Source organism: Thalassobacillus pellis (assembly GCF_016908295.1).
GTDB classification, from domain to species: Bacteria; Bacillota; Bacilli; order Bacillales; family Halobacillaceae; genus Thalassobacillus; species Thalassobacillus pellis.
Window position 1 is genome coordinate 15,270 of sequence record NZ_JAFBDO010000011.1, and the last position, 19,194, is coordinate 34,463.

Here is a 19,194-nt window from a genome sequence, read left to right on the forward strand (position 1 = left end):
CAAAGGGGATTATTCTATATGCGTTTAGATAAGTTTCTTAAGATTTCCCGGTTGATCAAACGAAGGACTCTGGCGAAGGATGTAGCAGATCAAGGCCGGATTACAGTCAATGGAAACCAGGCAAAAGCGGCCACCAACATCAAAGTGGGTGATGTACTGGTCATCCAGTTTGGCCAAAAGGTTTTGACACTGGAAGTGCAGTCATTGCGTGAAAATGTCAAAAAAGACGAAGCCGCTACATTGTATAAAATCGTAAAAGAAGAAGCTGTCCAACAGTCTTAACCATTCCACATTCAGGAATGGTTTTTTTGAACCAACATACAGTTCTGGTCCTCCGTAAAGAAAGTTCTAATCCATCTTCCTGGTGCATAGGTTGTACTAAGGGAAGGGGGATTAATTATGGAGTACTATGAGAAGGATGCGAACTTGCGTGGACAAGCTGAACATCACGTGAGAATGAATAATAGACGTAATTTAGAAATCACCGGGGTGAAAGAAGTCGACAGTTTCGATAATGAAGAGTTTCTTTTGCAGACCAACATGGGCTACCTGGTGATCCGCGGTGAAAATCTCCAGATGAAAAACCTTGATGTTGAACAGGGGCTGGTCGCGATTAAGGGGAAAGTATATGAGCTGAGCTATCTGGATGAAAACCATGCGGAGAAAGCTAAAGGAATCTTTAGCAAGCTATTCAAATGACGCTGACAACCCAATTCCTCGCAATTATCAGCATGATCGCTGGGGGAATCTATCTTGGGGCAGCAATTGACACGCTGAAACGATTTGAAAAATGGTACCGCAAACGAACGCTGATGAACTATGCCATTGTCATCAGCTTTTGGCTTTTACAAGTGTTTATGCTGTTTTTTTTGTTATATCAGGTCAATTACGGAGAGTTGCGACTGTATATCTTTCTTGCTGTCTTGTGCGGTTATGCAGGGTACAAAGGACTTTTCCAGCATGTTTATGTAAGAGTGCTCGAATGGTGGATCCGAATGGTCAAAGGGCTGATCAAGTTCTTTTCCCGTTGTTTCCAGATGTTCATTGTCACCCCTTTTCAGTGGATCTGGAAAGTGACTTTTGGTTTATTGAAATGGGTTTCAGGTATATTACTCGCGGGTATGCTGCTTATAGTCCGTGTCATTTGGTGGCCGCTCAGGCTTGTGTTCCTCCTCATCTGGAAACTCATTCCGGAAAACATGAAAAAATACTTACACACAGCAGCAGGATTTTGCTGTAAAATAAAGAATAGAATAATAAGTTGGTGGAAATTATTGAGAAGATAAGGGGGTAAAAGCGATGGCTAAAAAACGGGTAGCTCGTTTAGAATCAACTTATATGCAGCAATACGATGCTCATGTAGAAAGACAACAAAGGAAGAAAAAGCGACTATTTCGACGCCTGGCACTTTTTGCCTTGCTTACATTGGTGATCGCAGGTTCCATGATTACATACCACTTCCAGCAACGGGCATTGTATGAGGAAAAGCTTAATCAGCTGCAAGACCTGCAGGAACAGAAAATCGCTCTTGAAAATAAGGAAAAAAACCTCAAGGAAGAGATCGAACTGTTGAACAATGAAGAATACGTTCTGCAAATTGCAAGGACTAATTACTTTTTCTCTAAAGAAGGCGAAATCATCTTTAAACTCCCTGAGGAAGATCCATCTTATTGACACACTTTTCATTGCTTATATATAATAGTAAAGAAGGATATTTATCGAATTTTTAAGGAGGAGCATTTTTTTTATGTCAATCGAAGTAGGCAGCAAGCTGCAGGGCAAGGTAACTGGAATCACTAATTTTGGAGCATTTGTGGAACTTCCGGATGGGCAGACAGGATTAGTCCATATTAGTGAGGTTGCCGACAACTATGTCAAAGACATTAATGATCACTTGAGCGAAGGCGATCAAGTGGAAGTAAAAGTAATTAATGTCGGGAAAGATGGTAAAATCGGTCTTTCCATTAAGAAAGCGAAAGAAAACTACGGACGCCGTAACAAACCACAGAACCGCAAACCGAGTGAGTCATTTGAACAGAAGATGAATCGCTTTCTTAAAGATAGTGATGAGCGTCTCGCTTCTTTGAAGAAGCATACGGAATCAAAACGTGGAGGTCGAGGTGCTAAAAAAGGCTGACTTGCTGTCTATGTAAATATAAATAAACGTTTCAAAAAAAGAAACGGGTCCACCTGTGTTAATAGGTGGGCCCGTTTTTTTACTGTTTAGGAAAGGGTAAGAATGGATGGTGGTGGGTCATACCTTAATGCAGAGGGCTGCATCCAGTTCCAACACTTTCGAGGTCTAAAAGGCCTAATAAACATCTTTACATGACGTATATATTCAGCTAATCCATTCTGCGCTCCCAAGGGTGAAAAAGCTTGCAGGATAGCGAGGGTATTTAAGAACTGAAGGTTTAGAATATATATTTTAATAAAACGGTTTGCATGGAGTTTTATGTTCATGTATACCGTTTTCCCTATAGCTTTGAGTGATTCTAATCTCTCTATTCCTTCATGAGTTTAATAATCCCTTTGACATTAACCAACCCTTCATACTGACATAAACTATTGGTTGATTTAATTGGTGGTCTAACATCGAATCTCTCAACTGTATATAGTAAATTCATGTACAAAAAAGAGTGATTTTCTATTAAAGTTTATAACCACATAGGGTTATATCATGTTGATTCAACGATGAGCGAGAGGCGGTGACGCCAGCGGGAACAGCGCGAGCCGAAGATCCACTTGGGCAAGCGATTTTCTTGACCAAGTTAGCTGAGGCCGTGCCCGCGGCAAGCATCCGCCGGCAAGTGATTCGTGAGAACCAACAACAAGCTTCAATAGCTCCTTTAGATTATAAAGGACTTTTTCACTGGCCTCAGAAAAGGGATTACATATGGACTTTGCAAATATAAAAACTGCCCCTTCCATCATTGATGAAAGGGGCAGCCAGGACAAGAATATGGTTGGATGACCCGTACGGGATTCGAACCCGTGTTACCGCCGTGAAAGGGCGGTGTCTTAACCACTTGACCAACGGGCCTGAGTCATACATCTATGTATGAACTTTTAATAATAAATGGTAGCGGCGGAGGGGATCGAACCCCCGACCTCACGGGTATGAACCGTACGCTCTCGCCAGCTGAGCTACACCGCCATCAACTCTATTTCCAAAGGCACAAGCAATATATTACAACATGATAGATAGAGTGTCAACAGAAATTACAATTTCAAAATAAGTCTGTCAATTTTTGAAGTTGGAAGAAATAGGATAAAACCCAGGAAAAATGCGGGTTTTATTCCATAACGCTGTCCTTTAATTGGCAGCGGATGATGCTGATTTTGTAGAAGGGTACTTCTATGAGTCGAACTTTTTGTCACTGCTCTCCTCTTGTTTTGACAAATTAAATGATAGAGATGTGGTTTAATAGAGCGACAAGAAGGAGTGGTGAAGATGTTAGGGACCGTAACGAGAAAAGGAGCACAAGCACTCAGATTGGAAAAAGGTAAGTGGAGCAAATTGAAGCGTAAAGTAGAGGGGAAAGCCAGATTTCTGTTGATTGACAAAGGCTGGCTGCTGATGATCATCGCTTTGTTGTTAGGCAGAGCGGTTATTCTTTCTTCGATTTCTCCCTTTGTCATCGCGTTGATAGCTTCTGTGTGGTGGCTGAGGCGGGATCGTGTGCCTGCGGTGATCTTGTTTGCGGTCATAGGGGCATCGACTTACGGATGGATGCAGACAGGCTTTGTTTTTGTATCTATGTTGACTTTCTTGTTACTCGCTTTCATTGTACATACGTGGAATGAGCATCAAAAAATACTGCCGCTGATGGCTTTATTGGCCTGCGTCATTCCACGTGCTATCGCTTTGACATTTATGGATGCCTGGCAGCCATATGAAGCGCTTCTGATGACAGCCGAGGGAGTGTTGAGTGCGATGCTTGTACTGATATTTATGCAGAGTGTGCCTCTGTTATCACCAAAAAGGTATAAAGCATCTTTAAAGAATGAAGAGATTGTCTGTATGATCATTCTGCTTGCCTCCGTTTTGACAGGTACGATCGGCTGGCAAATTCAAGATATTTCCTTAGAACAGATCTTTTCCAGGTATCTTGTTCTGTTCCTTGCTTATATAGGCGGGGCGGCTATCGGTTCAACAGTCGGGGTCGTTACCGGGCTTATCATGAGTCTTGCAAATGTCGCTAATTTATATCAGATGAGTCTGCTCGCCTTTTCTGGTTTACTGGGGGGCTTATTAAAAGAGGGGAGGAAAATCGGTGTCAGCCTCGGTTTGGTTGTAGGAACCCTATTGATCGGTGTATATGGGGGAGGTATATCCGGACTGTCGCCCTCCTTGATTGAAACGGTGCTGGCAATCGGTTTATTTATGCTGACTCCGGAAGGGTATATCCGGAAACTTTCCCGTTTTATACCTGGAACTCAGGAGCATTCCCAAGAACAAGAGCAATACCTCCAGAAGGTCAGGGATGTTACCGCTGTCAGGGTGGAGAAGTTTTCTGATGTTTTCCAGGCACTTTCCAAAAGCTTTAATTTTATGGATAACACAGATGAGGGGGATGAAGAACAGCGAGAGAAGGATTATTTTTTAAGTCATGTTACCGAAAAAACGTGCCAATCCTGTTTTAAAAAGGAACGATGCTGGGCAAGGCAATTTGATGAAACCTATGGGGTACTTACAGATTTGATGACAGACCTTGATACGCAGGACGAGCCAAGCAGAGCGGTACGTAAAAATTTGGAGCAATATTGCGTGAAACCACAGAAAATGATTGACACGATGAAATATGAACTTTCCTTTTATCATGCCAATCAGCAACTGAAAAAGCAGGTCATGGAAAGCAGGCGATTTGTTGCTGATCAACTGCGCGGCGTTTCTGAAGTAATGGGTGATTTTGCCAAAGAAATCGCAAAGGAAAGGGAGAACCATGAAAACCAGGAACAGGAAATCACCTATGCCCTCAACCAGCTGGGATTGGAAATAGAAACCCTTGATATATATACGCTTGATTCAGGCAACATTGATATTGATTTGTCCTTTTATGTGAAAAATTATCACGGAGAAGGCCCAAAGCTTATTGCGCCGCTCCTTTCTGATATATTGCAGGAGACCGTAGTAGTAACGAAGGAGGACATTGCTCCGTTTCCAAACGGTTATTGTGAACTTTCTTTCCAGTCAGCAAAACGGTTTACGATCGAACCGGGTGTCGCCCATGCAGCAAAGGACGGTGGGTTTATTTCTGGTGACAGCTATTCCATGATTGAGCTGGGTGCAGGGAAATATGCCCTGGCGATCAGTGATGGCATGGGAAATGGTCTGCGTGCCCATGAAGAAAGCATGGAAACGCTGCGGCTCCTTCAACAGATCCTTCAGTCAGGCATCCCTGAACAGGTGGCTATCAAATCGATTAATTCCATTCTGGCATTACGTACGACAGACGAGATTTTTTCCACCTTGGACCTTGCTGTCATCGACCTGCAGGATGCTGCTGCTAAATTTATCAAGATCGGCAGTACACCGAGCTATATTAAACGGGGCGCTCAAATGCTTAAAATAGAATCCAGTAATCTACCGATAGGAATCATCCAGGATGTCGATGTTGAGATCGTTAACGAGCATCTCCAGGCAGGGGATTTGCTGATCATGATGAGTGATGGAATTTTAGAAGGGCCAAAGCATGTCGAGAATATAGAGGCATGGCTGAAACGGAAAATCAGGGAAATGGAAACGAACGAACCCCAAGCTGTTGCGGACTTGATCCTCGAGGAGGTCATACGGACACGTGGTTCCATCCAGGACGATATGACGGTGCTTGTAGCAAGAATCGACCACAATATTCCTAAATGGAGTTCCATCCCATATCATAAGAAACAAGCATGAATATAAGTCTTTATGATACAGGTATATTCCTCCTGATCTTCGGCGAAGATGATGGTATCAAACAGGAGGGGTAAATCGATGAAAAAAGGCACACTGAAGCAAATCTTATTGTTGACGGATGGCTGTTCCAATCAAGGTGAAGATCCGGTTGCTATTGCGGCGCTCGCTAATAACCAGGGTATCACCGTGAATGTCATTGGAATCATAGATGATGACCAAAGCGAACAGCCGGAAGGGTTAGAAGAGGTTGAAGCGATTGCGATGTCTGGTGGCGGGGTCAGTCAGATCGTCTATCAGCAGGCTCTATCCCAGACGGTGCAAATGGTGACGAAGCAAGCAATGACTCAAACGTTACAGGGAGTAGTGAACCAGGAACTGAAACAGATCCTCGGTGAAAAAAAGACGTTTGAAGAGCTGCCTCCTGACAAACGAGGCGAAGTGATGGAAGTGGTGGAAGACCTTGGAGAAACCTGCGATTTGGAAGTGCTTGTATTAGTCGATACAAGCGCCAGCATGACGCCTAAGCTCGCTACCGTGAAAGATGCTTTGTTCGATTTGTCGTTAAGCCTGAACGCACGTTCTGGGAACAACCGCTTCAGCATCTTCTCATTCCCGGATAAAAAGGCTCCGATCCACAAATTGATGGACTGGACGCCGCACCTGGATGGCATCTCTAAAATTTTTCCAAAGTTGGCGAGCGGTGGTATCACGCCGACTGGACCGGCAATTAAGGAAGCGATATATCAGTTCGGCAAAAAAGGCTTGTTTGGGAGCATGAAAGATGCAAGTGAACCATACGAAGAAACTGGTTTCTAATTTAAAACGGGCTACCGTTATCCGCGGAAAATGGAACGGGACGAAATACCATGTGATTCATAAGCTGGGGGAGGGCGCATGTGGAGTCGTTTACCTATGCGAAAGGAATGGGATAGAGACTGCCCTGAAATTAGGTACGGACAGCGCCAGGATCACGACGGAAGTCAATGTACTTAAATCCTTTCAAAGGGTCCAGGGGAAACGCCTTGGACCTTCTTTATTAGATGTGGATGACTGGGTGACTCCAGGCGGCATCACCCTCCCTTTTTATGTCATGGAATATGTAAAAGGGCAGGAACTGGCGACTTTTTTACACGGAAAGGGAAGTGAATGGCTCGGCGTATTATTACTGCAGCTGCTGATGGATCTGGGTAATCTTCATGAAAGTGGCTGGGTGTTCGGAGATTTGAAGACGGATAATCTACTCGTAACTTCTCCTCCACCGAGACTTCGTCTGATTGATGTCGGAGGCACCACACAAATAGGTCGGGCAATTAAAGAATACACGGAATTCTATGACCGGGGATATTGGCTGAAGGGGTCAAGGAAGGCGGAGCCATCCTATGACTTGTTTGCTGTGACCATGATTATGCTAGAAGTCGGTGGAAGAGGCAGATTTGAAAGGGGCAGTGATCCCCGTCAGACATTAGAAAGAAAATTACAGCAGGCAACTGCACTGAAACCTTTCACGCCCTTAATAAATAATGTATGGGCTGGAAACTATCAGAATGGGTTAGAAATGAGAGAGGACTTGGTGAATTTACTTCAGCGCCGGCCTGAACCTAAAAAAAGGAACATGCCAGTCTCCACACGAACCAGTCGGAGGAAAAAAACGAAAAAGACTTCTTTTGCAACGTTTGAAATAGGGGCAATATTTGTTTCCGTGATTATTTTTTATCTTATTTACATGCTCTTTTTTTTATAGTTTCACTATCTTTGCAGGAGCTGCGATAATAATGATAGGATAATGGTGTTCAGCCTGATTTAAATTGGAGTGACAGATAAATGGAAGAGTCCGTCAAAAGGTTCATTGAAAAACATCAACTGCTGAGGCCGGGGCAGACCATTGTTCTTGGCGTGTCAGGCGGCTCGGATTCCATGGCATTACTCCATTACTTTAATGAAATTCGTTCAAAACAGGATTTGAGAATTATAGCGGCCTCCGTTGATCATGGGCTACGGGGGGAAGAATCCCGTCAGGACCTCCAGCTGGTAGCTGACATCTGCGAGGAATGGGATATTGAATTTAAAGGCGTCCAATGTGATGTAGCTTCCTATAAACAAGAGCATAAGCTAGGAACCCAGCAAGCCGCCCGCACGCTGCGTTATCAGTTTTTTCATGAAATGATGCAAGAGGCTGGGGCAGATGCTCTCGCGCTGGGCCACCACGGAGACGACCAGGCAGAAACGATGGTCATGCAGCTCATTCGCGGGACTAATATCGATGCGTTAAAAGGAATTCCGATTACCCGCCCGTTTGCGACCGGTAGAATCATCCGGCCCTTTTTAAGCGTATCCAAACAAGAAATTCGCACTTACTGTAAGAAGAAGGGCATCCGTTTGAGAGAGGATCCTTCCAATCAAGAGGACACTTATACAAGAAATTATCTTCGCTTGCATGTCCTTCCATTATTAAAAGAAAAAAATCCGCGTTTGAGTGAGCATCTGCAGCTGATGAGCGAAAGGGTAAGAGAGGATCTTTCCTACTTGAATGCCCAGGCAGAACAAGCCTTGAAAGCCGTCGTCCAGTTGGAACCGGCCGGACCGGAAGCTGCATTTGACATTGTCGATTTCCAAACGCTCCCCACAGCTTTACAAAGGAGAACCTTTCATCTAATATTAAACTATCTTTATGATGGAAGAACTATGGATTTATCCTATATACATGAAGAGCAATTCTTTGCTATGTTGGATCCTGTTGTGGCAAATGCCCGATTGGATTTTCCAGACAACCTGTCATTGCACCGGAATTACGGACGGATTTCTTTTTATTTTGGAAAAAAAGATGAATCTTCTCCATATCATTTTGAGCTTCAGCCAGGGGAATCCATCATGCTGCCGAATGGCTCTGAGCTGACAGCGAAAACCACTGCCTGCAGGGATGCGAAAGAGGATCAGTATACGTTTGCTTGTGATGTGACTCACGTAAAGCTTCCCTTAATCATCCGCACAAGGCAGGATGGTGACCGCATGACACTGAAAGGAATGTCCGGTTCAAAGAAAATCAAAGATATTTTCATTGACCAGAAGGTACCTATTGAACAGCGGGCAGACTGGCCGATTGTGACTGATCAATCTGGTAATATTCTCTGGCTGGCTGGATTGAAAAAAAGCAATATAGGGAAGAAGGATAGCCAGGGAAACTGGCTTCAATTACACTATAAATATAAGGAAGAGATGTAGGAGGAGCATACATGCATAACGAAATTCAGAAGACCTTGATTTCCGAAGAAGAGATACAAGAAAAATGTAAGGAAATCGGGGCACAGCTTACAGAGGAATACGATGGCAGATTCCCGCTTGCCATAGGTGTCCTGAAAGGTGCCATGCCTTTTATGGGAGATTTATTAAAGCGTGTCGAAACCCATTTGGAAATGGATTTTATGGATGTTTCCAGTTACAGTGGTATGAGATCGACAGGAGAGGTCAAAATAGTTAAAGATTTAGATACACAAGTAGAAGGAAGAGACCTGCTTATCATCGAAGATATTATCGACAGCGGTTTGACGCTGAGTTACCTCGTCGATTTGTTCAAGTATCGGAAAGCGAGATCCATCAAGATCGTAACCTTGCTGGACAAGCCTACCGGCAGGACTTCCCATATTAAAGCGGATATCATCGGTTTTGAGGTTCCGGATGAATTCGTTGTCGGCTATGGCCTTGATTACGATGAAAAATATCGCAATCTTCCGTACATAGGCGTGCTGAAGCCAGAGGTATATGGAGGGTGAATGAAGGCTTGATAGTAACAAAAAATCGTCACAAATGGATTAGGGGTAATTAGTTGTGCTGGTACTTTTTAGTATGATACTATTTAAGATAGTTTTTGTTGATTGGGAGGAGGTAGGCAATGAACCGGATATTTCGTAACACAATCTTTTATTTACTTATCTTCCTCGTAGTAATCGGCGTTGTCGGTCTATTCAGAGGACAAGGTGAGCCCCAGCAAACATTCAATGTAAATGAGTTCACAGATAAATTGAATAATGGTCAAATTGAAGAAATGACGCTTCAGCCTGTCAATGGAGTTTACCAGGTGAAGGGTACACTTAAAAATGCCGAAGAAGGTAAGGAAACCTTCACAGCTAAGCTGCCGGCAAATGAACAGGTCATTTCAAATGTAACAGAAACAGCAACTCAGCAAAGCATCCTAAATGTGGAAGAGGCGGAACAGCCGAGCGCGTGGGTGTCTTTCCTGACTACAATGATACCGTTCATTATCATTTTCATCTTATTCTTCTTCTTGCTTAACCAGGCTCAAGGCGGTGGAAGCCGTGTTATGAACTTTGGTAAAAGTAAGGCAAAGCAATACACCGAAGAAAAGAAAAAGGTACGTTTCAAAGATGTCGCTGGTGCTGATGAAGAGAAACAGGAGCTTGTCGAGGTTGTCGATTTCTTAAAAGATCCTCGCAAATTCTCTGCAGTCGGTGCCCGTATTCCAAAGGGTGTCCTGTTAGTCGGACCTCCAGGTACAGGTAAAACCTTGCTTGCCCGTGCAGTAGCAGGGGAAGCAGGAGTTCCGTTCTTCTCCATCAGTGGTTCGGACTTTGTCGAAATGTTTGTCGGTGTCGGTGCATCCCGTGTCCGCGACTTATTCGAAAACGCGAAAAAGAACGCGCCTTGTATCATTTTCATTGATGAAATTGATGCAGTCGGCCGCCAGCGTGGTGCCGGTCTTGGCGGCGGTCATGATGAGCGTGAACAGACATTGAACCAGCTGCTAGTCGAGATGGATGGTTTCGGTGTCAATGAAGGAATCATCATCATCGCAGCGACAAACCGTCCTGACATTCTTGACCCGGCGTTACTGCGTCCTGGCCGTTTCGACCGTCAAATCACGGTTGACCGTCCAGATGTTAAAGGGAGACAAGAAGTGCTTGCGGTTCATGCTAAAGATAAACCATTAGGTGATGATGTCGACTTGAAGACCATCGCCATGCGTACACCTGGTTTCTCAGGTGCAGACTTGGAGAACTTGCTGAATGAAGCAGCACTTGTGGCAGCCAGAGGTGATAAAAGCAAGATTGACATGGAAGACGTAGATGAAGCGATTGACCGTGTCATCGCAGGGCCTGCCAAGAAAAGCAGAGTCATCTCCGATAAGGAACGTAACATCGTTGCTTACCATGAAAGCGGTCATACCATCATCGGCATGGTGTTAGATGATGCAGATATGGTGCATAAGGTAACAATCGTGCCAAGAGGACAGGCTGGAGGTTATGCGGTCATGCTTCCGCGGGAAGACCGTTACTTTATGACCAAGCCTGAATTGTTTGACAAAATCACCGGACTGCTTGGCGGCCGTGTCGCTGAGGAAGTTATTTTCGGCGAAGTCAGTACAGGTGCCCATAATGACTTTCAGCGTGCCACAAGCATTGCCCGTAAGATGGTTACAGAATATGGTATGAGTGAAAAATTAGGTCCGCTTCAGTTTGGTTCGAATTCCGGTGGGCAGGTATTCCTTGGCCGGGATATCCAGAACGAGCAGAACTACAGTGACCAGATCGCTTATGATATTGATAAAGAAACTCAGAATTTCATCAACTACTGTTATGAGCGTGCTAAAACGATCCTTACAGAAAATCGCGACAAGCTCGAGTTGGTCGCTTCTACACTGTTAGAGGTGGAAACACTGGATGCGACAGCTATCAAGTCTCTCTTTGAAAAAGGGCGTATGCCTACACAAGAGGAACTGGAAGAGCAGGCGAAAGAACGCGAAGATGCAAGGAAAAAAGAAAAGTCGAAAAAAGACGATGTCCGTGTTAATGTCCAATCAAAAAACGATGAAATCAAGACAGAAAACAAACCGATGGACCATGAAGAACAGCCTTCACAGGACATCAATAAACAGGATTCAACCAATCACTTGGACGATGACCAGGATCGGAAATAGGATGTAAAGATCACGCTGCAGTTAACTGCAGCGTGATTTTTTTCGTTGTCTAGGAAATAAAAAAGGAGAGTTTGGGTTAACCGTGGCCACTGAGCCAGGTTTTTCTGGTTAAGACGTCGGTCTTGATTTTCTGAGGCGTGAGAATATATGATGAAGCAGTAATAAGCTTTTTTTGGTATGATGAAAGCGTAAATGAATTGGTAAAGTGAGGTAAAACCATGATTTTCGTACTCGATGTAGGGAATACAAACACTGTACTTGGTGTTTTCGAAAAAGATAAATTGAAATTCCAATGGCGGGTAAAAACCGATCGTTACAAAACGGAAGATGAATACGGCATGCTGATCAAATCGTTACTGGAACACGAAGGACTGGCCTTTTCCGATATGGAAGGTGTAATTATATCTTCGGTGGTGCCTCCGATCATGTTTGCTCTTGTACGCATGTCCAGCTATTACTTTGGCAAAAAACCAATGGTCATCGGCGAAGATAATCTCGACGAAGGACTCGGTATGAAATACCCAAACCCTGATGAAATTGGGGCTGATCGGATTGTAAATGCTGTCGGTGCACTGGAAGAACATGAAGGGCCGCTGATTATCATCGATTTCGGGACCGCGACCACCTATTGTTATATAGATGAGGAGAAAGATTATGTCGGTGGAGTCATTTCACCGGGAATTAACGTCTCGATGGAGGCACTGTATGCGAAGGCAGCCAAACTGCCAAAAATCGAAATTCGTAACCCTGGCAATGTTATCGGCCAAAGTACGGTGGAAGCCATGCAGTCAGGAGTCTTTTTTGGGTATGTCGGTCAGGTGGATGAGGTTGTTAGAAGAATGAAAAAGACCTCCAATACCAACCCTAAGGTTATTGCTACAGGCGGTCTCGCCACTTTGATTGCCGATGAATCCGAGGTGATCGATTTCGTCGATCCTTCTTTGACATTGAAAGGTCTTTACCGGATTTACCAGAGGAATAAAGGAAAAAAAGCTTTTAAAGGAGAATGATGTGAACATGGAAGATTACTTAGTCCGGGCAACAGCATATGACGGGATGGTACGTGCTTATGCCATCCAATCGACAAACACCGTAGAAGAAGCGCGGAGAAGACAGGATACATGGGCCACAGCATCTGCTGCACTCGGCCGTTCGTTGACTATCAGTGCGATGATGGGTGCCATGCTGAAAGGTGAAGATAAGCTTACTGTCAAGCTGGAAGGAAACGGGCCAATTGGTGCGGTTATCGTAGACGCGAATGCCCGGGGGGAAGTTCGCGGTTATGTTAAAAATCCCCATGTAGATTTTGATTTGAATAGCCAGGGAAAGCTGGATGTTGCTCGTGCAGTAGGTACAGAGGGCACACTCAGCATCGTGAAGGATCTTGGTATGCGTGATCATTTTACCGGTCAGGTTCCGATCGTCTCGGGGGAAGTGAGCGAGGATTTTACGTACTACTTCGCTAATTCCGAGCAAGTACCATCTGCAGTCGGTGCAGGGGTACTTGTCAATCCGGATCATACGATTCTTGCTGCAGGTGGATTCATCATCCAGATGATGCCTGGGGCTACCGATGAAACGATCAGTCTGATCGAGAAAAAGCTGACAGAAATGCCGCCGATCTCATCTCTTGTCCGGGAAGGGAATACGCCGGAAGAGATCTTATCCCGTTTATTAGGAGAAAGCGAGCTTAACATACTGGATCGCATGCCTGTCCAATTCCGCTGTCGCTGTTCTAGGGAACGAGTGGAAGTAGCTTTGTCCAGTCTGGGCGATGAAGAGCTGCAGACGATGATCGAAGAAGACAAAGGCGCTGAAGCAAAATGCCATTTCTGTAATGAAGCTTACCAGTTCGATGAGAACGACTTACAGGAACTTAAATCAGGGAAATAGAAAACAGCTTTTTTCAACATGCTTCCAAATTTTCAAGTGAATATATGAATGAATAGTTTGACAATTCCTATGAAATTGCGTAAATTGTATATAAATCCTATATAAATACTAGGAATTAGGGAGTTGAGTTGATGAGAGTAGCGGAAAACATCAGCGGGTTGGTAGGACAAACCCCCGTAGTAAAATTAAATGGTTTTGCGGAAGAGGGCAGTGCGGATATATATTTGAAGCTTGAATATATGAATCCCGGCAGCTCAGTAAAAGACCGTATTGCGTTATCGATGATTGAATCTGGTGAAAAGAGCGGCGATTTGCAGCCTGGCGGAACAATAGTGGAACCGACAAGCGGGAATACAGGAATCGGACTTGCCATGATTGCAGCTGCCAAGGGCTATAAAACCGTGCTAGTCATGCCTGACACGATGAGTCAGGAACGCCGTAACCTTCTTAAGGCTTACGGTGCAGAGCTTGTACTCACCCCTGGGAGCGACGGTATGAAAGGCGCAATTAAAAAGTCAGAAGAGCTGCGTGAAAAACATGGATATTTCATGCCCCAGCAATTCAATAACGAAGCAAACCCTGAGATTCATGAACGTACGACCGGCCCGGAGATCGTCGAACAGATGGGCGACCAGCTGGATGCATTTGTATCAGGCATCGGCACCGGCGGCACAATAACCGGTGCGGGGAAAGTATTGAAAAACCATTACAAAAATATCAAAATCTATGCAGTTGAACCAGCTGATTCCGCCATTCTTTCGGGGGGGGAGCCTGGCCCGCATAAGATTCAGGGACTTGGTGCTGGTTTCGTGCCAAAAATCCTGGACACTGACATTTATGATGAAGTCATTCAAATTTCCAATGAAGCCTCCTATGAAGCAGCTCGAGAAGCGGCTCGCAAGGACGGTATCCTGGGCGGGATTTCCTCCGGTGCAGCTATTCAGGCTGCTAAGCAGGTTGCGAAGGAGCTTGGCGAAGGTAAAAAGGTGCTGGCTGTTCTTCCTAGTAACGGAGAAAGGTACCTTTCAACTCCGCTTTACCAATTTGATGAAGAATGATATAAAAGGCTGCGTCTAATACAGGCGCAGTTTTTTTTACTTTTAGAAAATTTAACTTTGTTAAAGGATTAGAGTATAAGGGAAAATGAAGGCTGTCGCCATAAAGGCTTGGCGACAAGCTGAGTTTTTCCAATTGGAGGAAAATAAAGTAATGGATGACAGGACATATACGTTTGCAGAAGCTTGTTCTAAGCAGTTCGGGGGCGACAAAGGCGCTTCCACTTCTATCCTGCATTCACACCAGGGTGAATCAAGAGCCTTTATCATGTAAAATGGACGATGAGTATATTGAACGGAAATGAGGGAAGGGTTATGGCTTACTGGCTAAACACAAAGAAAGCATCATTTAATTTAACAGAGCAGTCGCTTGTCATGGGGATTCTTAATGTCACCCCGGATTCTTTTTCAGATGGAGGCAAATATAATGATGTAGATAAAGCGGTGGAACAAGCCATTCAGTTGGAAAGGGATGGAGCTCATATTATCGACATCGGGGGAGAATCAACACGCCCTGGTCATGCCCCAGTAGGTGAACAGGAAGAACTCCAGAGAGTCCTTCCGGCTATTGAGGCAGTAGCTGCCAATGTTTCTATTCCGATTTCGATTGATACATACAAAGCGGAAGTGGCACGCCAGGCTATTGAAGCAGGAGCAGATATCATCAATGATGTGTGGGGTGCAAAGAAGGATAAGAATATGGCAAAAGTAGCCGCCGATTATGGGGTCCCTATTATTATCATGCATAACCGCGATAACAACGATTATGAGAATCTCCTAGTGGACATGCTGGAGGATCTCAAGGAAAGCATCGCTATTGGCAAACAGGCTGGTGTGAAGGAAGAAAATATTATCCTCGATCCTGGAGTTGGTTTTGCCAAGACACAAGCGGATAATCTCATGGTCATGCGTCATCTCGATGTTTTTAATCAATTAGGCTATCCTATTTTGCTTGGAACTTCCAGAAAGAGGTTTATTGGGTCTGTGCTTGATTTGCCGGCGGAAGACCGGATGGAAGGGACAGGTGCGACTGTTTGTATGGGGTTGGCAAAAGGGGTGCATATTGTCAGGGTGCATGATGTCAAACCGATCGCCCGTATGGTGAAAATGATGGACGCCATGCTAGGAAAAGGAGAATGAAAATGGACAAAATATATGTAAACCAGATGGAGTTTTATGGATATCATGGCTTGTTTCCTGAAGAAAACAAATTAGGCCAGCGATTTTACGTGGATTTAGAACTTGATGTGGATCTTGCTGCTGCAGGTGAAAAAGATGATATGAACGAATCCATCGATTATGGTGAAATCTACCAGGTGACAAAATCCGTAGTGGAAGGAGAAGCGAAAAAGCTGGTGGAGGCTGTTGCCGAAACGATAGCATCGCGCATGCTCACTGCATTTTCAAAGATTGCCGGCTGCCGCGTAAAAGTTATCAAACCGGATCCGCCGATACCCGGACACTATAAATCTGTTGCTATAGAAATTTACAGGAGCAGAAAAAGATGAATGAGGTGTATATTGCCTTAGGTTCCAACATCAGCCCTCGTGCACATTATCTGGCAAATGCCATTGAAAGGCTGGCGATTCATCCTGATATTCAGGTGATCAAACAGTCAGCTGTTTACGAGACGGTTCCTGTTGGGTTAAAGGAACAAAGCGATTTTTTGAACATGGTCATTAAGGCTGTAACGGACCTCGGAGCAGAAGAATTATTATCTGTATGCCAGGAAATTGAACGAAATCTAGGAAGAGAAAGGGAAATAAAATGGGGTCCACGTACGATAGACCTTGACATTTTGCTTTATAATCAAGAAAATATTGTAACAGAGCGTCTGATTGTTCCGCATCCCGCAATGCATGAACGGGCGTTTGTCCTGGTGCCACTTGCAGAAATTGCTTCAGGGGCCATAATTCCAACAAAAAGCAAGACAGTGCAAGCTGTTTTAGATACATTACCCGAGGATGAGACAGAAGGAGTTAGAAAATGGCAGATAAACAATGGGGAAGACGCATAAAAGGTTTTCGGAAACTAAAAGGGATGACGCAGGTGGAATTTTCAAGGAAGCTGGACATTTCCGTCTCTATACTGGGAGAAATTGAGCGTGGTTCCCGCGAACCCGACCAGGCCACGTTGAAATTGATTGCAAAAACCCTGGGGGTCTCACTGGATGAATTGACATCCACACCCAAGAAGAAAAACAAGCAAGGGGAGGACCTCTATGTATAAGATTATAGATGTTACCATTCCCAATCGTATGGTACTTGTGCCATAATAACCTTGAAGCCACCATGGATGTGTACTGACGCCTCCGCGTTGACACTTCCCGCAGTCTTTTCTATACTAAACGATAGCTGTGATACTGCCAGGGGACGAACTGGCAGTTTTTATATTACTTTAAGAAAGTTTAACTTTGTTGAAGGAATAAAGTATAAGTAAAACTAAGGTTTTCGCCATAAGGACTTGGCGACAAGCCAAGTTTTTCTAATCGTACGGTACTGAGTTATCCATATAAAATTTACGTGGAATGGAGTGATGGAAATGACAGAAGAATTGAATGACCTCATGCGGGTGCGGAGAGAAAAGCTTGATTCTTACCGTGAAAAAGGCTTGGACCCCTTTGGTAATAAATATGAGCGTACTCACGTCGCCCAGGAATTAAAAGAGGCGTACGATTCCTATTCTAAAGAGGAGCTTGAAGAAAAAGAAGCAGAAACCACTATTGCAGGACGGATAATGACAAAGCGCGGCAAAGGAAAAGCGGGTTTTGCCCATATCCAGGACTTAAGTGGCCAAATCCAGCTTTATGTAAGGAAGGACCGCATTGGCGAGGAAGCCTATGAACTGTTCAAAACTGCTGACATCGGGGATATCGTTGGTGTTACAGGTGTCATGTTTAAAACGAAAGTAGGCGAATTGTCCGTAAAAGCCAATGAATTTTATATGCTGACTAAATCGTTACGTCCTCTACCAGAGAAATTCCATGGTTTGAAAGATGTCGAGCAGCGTTATCGCCAGCGTTACCTTGACTTGATTACTAACCCAGACAGTAGAGATACTTTCGTCCTTCGCAGCCGGATCATTCAGTCTATGCGCCGTTACCTTGATGGCCAAGGATTTCTCGAAGTAGAAACGCCGATGATGCATGGCATCCCAGGTGGTGCATCCGCACGTCCATTTACCACTCACCATAATGCATTAGACATTCCGCTCTATATGCGGATCGCAATTGAACTCCATTTGAAGCGTCTGATTGTTGGTGGATTAGAAAAAGTGTATGAAATCGGACGTGTCTTCCGTAACGAAGGGGTGTCTACAAGGCATAACCCTGAATTTACCATGCTGGAACTCTATGAGGCGTATGCTGATTTTCACGATGTAATGGATTTGACAGAAAACCTAGTCGCCCATATAGCCAAAGAAGTGCTTGGAACGACGAAAGTCACTTATGGAGAAGTGGAAGTTGATTTAGAGCCTAATTGGACGCGCAGACATATGGTAGACCTTGTTAAAGAGCACACCGGCATCGATTTTTGGAAAGACATGACTGATGAAGAAGCGAAATCTCTTGCAAAAGAACATGGTATTGAGATCCAGGATACAATGACGTATGGCCACATCGTCAATGAATTTTTCGAACAACGTGTGGAGGAAAAATTGATTCAGCCAACATTCGTGTATGGGCATCCGATTGAAATTTCCCCACTGGCGAAAAAGAATCCGGAAGATGAACGTTTTACAGATCGTTTTGAATTGTTTATCGTTGGCCGCGAACATGCCAATGCATTTTCTGAGTTAAACGACCCTATCGATCAAAGGGAGCGTTTTGAATCTCAAATCAAAGAAAGAGAACAAGGTAATGATGAGGCTCATATGATGGATGAAGACTTCCTTGAATCCTTGGAATATGGTATGCCTCCAACAGGGGGACTGGGAATCGGAATTGACAGGCTTGTTATGCTGCTGACTAACTCTCCATCAATCCGTGACGTCTTACTGTTCCCGCAAATGCGTAGTCGTGATTAATAGAACCGCCCGTTGCTGCAAATGCAGCAACGGGCTTTATTTTTGGGGGAGAATAGTCAGAATATAATTATATTTAATTTACCTCTTGCGCTAATCTTGAGACCATGGTAAATTATTAAACGTTGCGCCAAGAAAGCGACCAACTCACTTAAAAAAAGAAGCAAAAAATAGTTGACTTATATTGGGCAACATGATATATTAATTAAGTCGCCATTTTGAGTGGCGGACAAACATTTGATCTTTGAAAACTGAACGAACCAACCAGTACGTCAATTCGATTTCTTCATTATATGGGGAAATCAAACAACGCACGAAAGAGTGCACAATGAGCAAGTCAAACTTTACTTTTATGGAGAGTTTGATCCTGGCTCAGGACGAACGCTGGCGGCGTG

At 44.3% G+C, this 19,194-nt stretch carries 19 protein-coding genes and 2 tRNA genes; 19 read left to right on the forward strand and 2 right to left on the reverse strand.

From position 1 onward, the window contains the following. Window positions 1–18: 18 nt before the first annotated feature. The 5 genes from JOC33_RS19990 to JOC33_RS20010 all read left to right on the forward strand — a co-directional run bounded on the left by JOC33_RS19990 (window position 19) and on the right by JOC33_RS20010 (window position 2,137). Window positions 19–282, forward strand: coding sequence for an RNA-binding S4 domain-containing protein (locus tag JOC33_RS19990; protein ID WP_205094540.1), 264 nt, complete (start codon window positions 19–21; stop codon window positions 280–282). Between the two features lie 117 nt (window positions 283–399). Continuing rightward, window positions 400–699, forward strand: coding sequence for a sporulation protein YabP (gene yabP, locus JOC33_RS19995; protein ID WP_205094542.1), 300 nt, complete (start codon window positions 400–402; stop codon window positions 697–699). Further along, complete coding sequence (gene yabQ / locus JOC33_RS20000) at window positions 696–1,286, forward strand: spore cortex biosynthesis protein YabQ (protein ID WP_205094544.1); 591 nt, start codon at window positions 696–698, stop codon at window positions 1,284–1,286. The genes yabP and yabQ overlap by 4 nt, the downstream gene beginning before the upstream one ends. A 13-nt stretch (window positions 1,287–1,299) precedes the next feature. Continuing rightward, window positions 1,300–1,674, forward strand: coding sequence for an FtsB family cell division protein (locus tag JOC33_RS20005; RefSeq protein WP_205094545.1), 375 nt, complete (start codon window positions 1,300–1,302; stop codon window positions 1,672–1,674). A 73-nt stretch (window positions 1,675–1,747) separates the two neighbouring features. Then, window positions 1,748–2,137 carry a S1 domain-containing RNA-binding protein gene (locus JOC33_RS20010; protein WP_205094547.1) on the forward strand — a complete coding sequence of 130 codons (390 nt, stop codon included), beginning with the start codon at window positions 1,748–1,750 and terminating at the stop codon, window positions 2,135–2,137. 834 nt (window positions 2,138–2,971) lie between these two features. Here the strand turns inward: JOC33_RS20010 and JOC33_RS20015 are convergent. Further along, window positions 2,972–3,043: transfer RNA gene (locus tag JOC33_RS20015), tRNA-Glu, on the reverse strand. Between the two features lie 37 nt (window positions 3,044–3,080). Continuing rightward, window positions 3,081–3,157, reverse strand: a tRNA-Met gene (locus tag JOC33_RS20020). A 297-nt stretch (window positions 3,158–3,454) separates the two neighbouring features. Between JOC33_RS20020 and spoIIE the strand changes: the two genes are divergently transcribed. The 14 genes from spoIIE (at window position 3,455) to lysS (ending at window position 18,802) form a co-directional block, all read left to right on the forward strand. Beyond that, window positions 3,455–5,899, forward strand: a complete 2,445-nt coding sequence (gene spoIIE, locus JOC33_RS20025; protein WP_205094548.1) for a stage II sporulation protein E — start codon at window positions 3,455–3,457, stop codon at window positions 5,897–5,899. 51 nt (window positions 5,900–5,950) lie between these two features. Then, window positions 5,951–6,715, forward strand: coding sequence for a vWA domain-containing protein (locus tag JOC33_RS20030; protein WP_205094571.1), 765 nt, complete (start codon window positions 5,951–5,953; stop codon window positions 6,713–6,715). Further along, entirely contained in the window at window positions 6,681–7,640 is a 960-nt protein-coding gene (locus JOC33_RS20035; RefSeq protein WP_205094550.1) for a protein kinase domain-containing protein, read from the forward strand. The genes JOC33_RS20030 and JOC33_RS20035 overlap by 35 nt, the downstream gene beginning before the upstream one ends. Window positions 7,641–7,720: 80 nt before the next feature. Then, on the forward strand, window positions 7,721–9,118 hold the full coding sequence (gene tilS / locus JOC33_RS20040) for a tRNA lysidine(34) synthetase TilS (RefSeq protein WP_205094552.1): 1,398 nt from the start codon (window positions 7,721–7,723) through the stop codon (window positions 9,116–9,118). A gap of 11 nt (window positions 9,119–9,129) precedes the next feature. After that, the gene (hpt, locus tag JOC33_RS20045; RefSeq protein WP_205094554.1) at window positions 9,130–9,666 is read left to right on the forward strand and encodes a hypoxanthine phosphoribosyltransferase; all 537 of its coding nucleotides are present in this window, start codon (window positions 9,130–9,132) and stop codon (window positions 9,664–9,666) included. A 119-nt stretch (window positions 9,667–9,785) separates the two neighbouring features. Continuing rightward, window positions 9,786–11,828 (forward strand): ATP-dependent zinc metalloprotease FtsH, encoded by a 2,043-nt coding sequence (gene ftsH / locus JOC33_RS20050; protein WP_205094556.1) that lies wholly within the window; start codon window positions 9,786–9,788, stop codon window positions 11,826–11,828. A 218-nt stretch (window positions 11,829–12,046) separates the two neighbouring features. Beyond that, window positions 12,047–12,838, forward strand: a complete 792-nt coding sequence (locus tag JOC33_RS20055) for a type III pantothenate kinase (RefSeq protein WP_205094558.1) — start codon at window positions 12,047–12,049, stop codon at window positions 12,836–12,838. Window positions 12,839–12,845: 7 nt separating this feature from the next. Then, the gene (gene hslO / locus JOC33_RS20060) at window positions 12,846–13,721 is read left to right on the forward strand and encodes an Hsp33 family molecular chaperone HslO (protein WP_205094560.1); all 876 of its coding nucleotides are present in this window, start codon (window positions 12,846–12,848) and stop codon (window positions 13,719–13,721) included. A 131-nt stretch (window positions 13,722–13,852) separates the two neighbouring features. Next, on the forward strand, window positions 13,853–14,779 hold the full coding sequence (gene cysK / locus JOC33_RS20065; RefSeq protein WP_205094561.1) for a cysteine synthase A: 927 nt from the start codon (window positions 13,853–13,855) through the stop codon (window positions 14,777–14,779). Between the two features lie 312 nt (window positions 14,780–15,091). Beyond that, window positions 15,092–15,916 (forward strand): dihydropteroate synthase, encoded by an 825-nt coding sequence (gene folP, locus JOC33_RS20070; protein WP_205094563.1) that lies wholly within the window; start codon window positions 15,092–15,094, stop codon window positions 15,914–15,916. Window positions 15,917–15,918: 2 nt separating this feature from the next. Further along, window positions 15,919–16,284, forward strand: a complete 366-nt coding sequence (gene folB / locus JOC33_RS20075; protein ID WP_205094565.1) for a dihydroneopterin aldolase — start codon at window positions 15,919–15,921, stop codon at window positions 16,282–16,284. Next, a complete protein-coding gene (folK, locus tag JOC33_RS20080) occupies window positions 16,281–16,793 on the forward strand; it encodes a 2-amino-4-hydroxy-6-hydroxymethyldihydropteridine diphosphokinase (RefSeq protein ID WP_205094567.1) in 513 nt (170 codons plus the stop codon). Before folB ends, folK begins: the two co-directional genes overlap by 4 nt. Next, the gene (locus JOC33_RS20085; RefSeq protein WP_205094568.1) at window positions 16,763–17,005 is read left to right on the forward strand and encodes a helix-turn-helix domain-containing protein; all 243 of its coding nucleotides are present in this window, start codon (window positions 16,763–16,765) and stop codon (window positions 17,003–17,005) included. The genes folK and JOC33_RS20085 overlap by 31 nt, the downstream gene beginning before the upstream one ends. A 312-nt stretch (window positions 17,006–17,317) precedes the next feature. Further along, window positions 17,318–18,802, forward strand: coding sequence for a lysine--tRNA ligase (gene lysS, locus JOC33_RS20090; RefSeq protein ID WP_205094570.1), 1,485 nt, complete (start codon window positions 17,318–17,320; stop codon window positions 18,800–18,802). Window positions 18,803–19,194 lie beyond the last annotated feature (392 nt).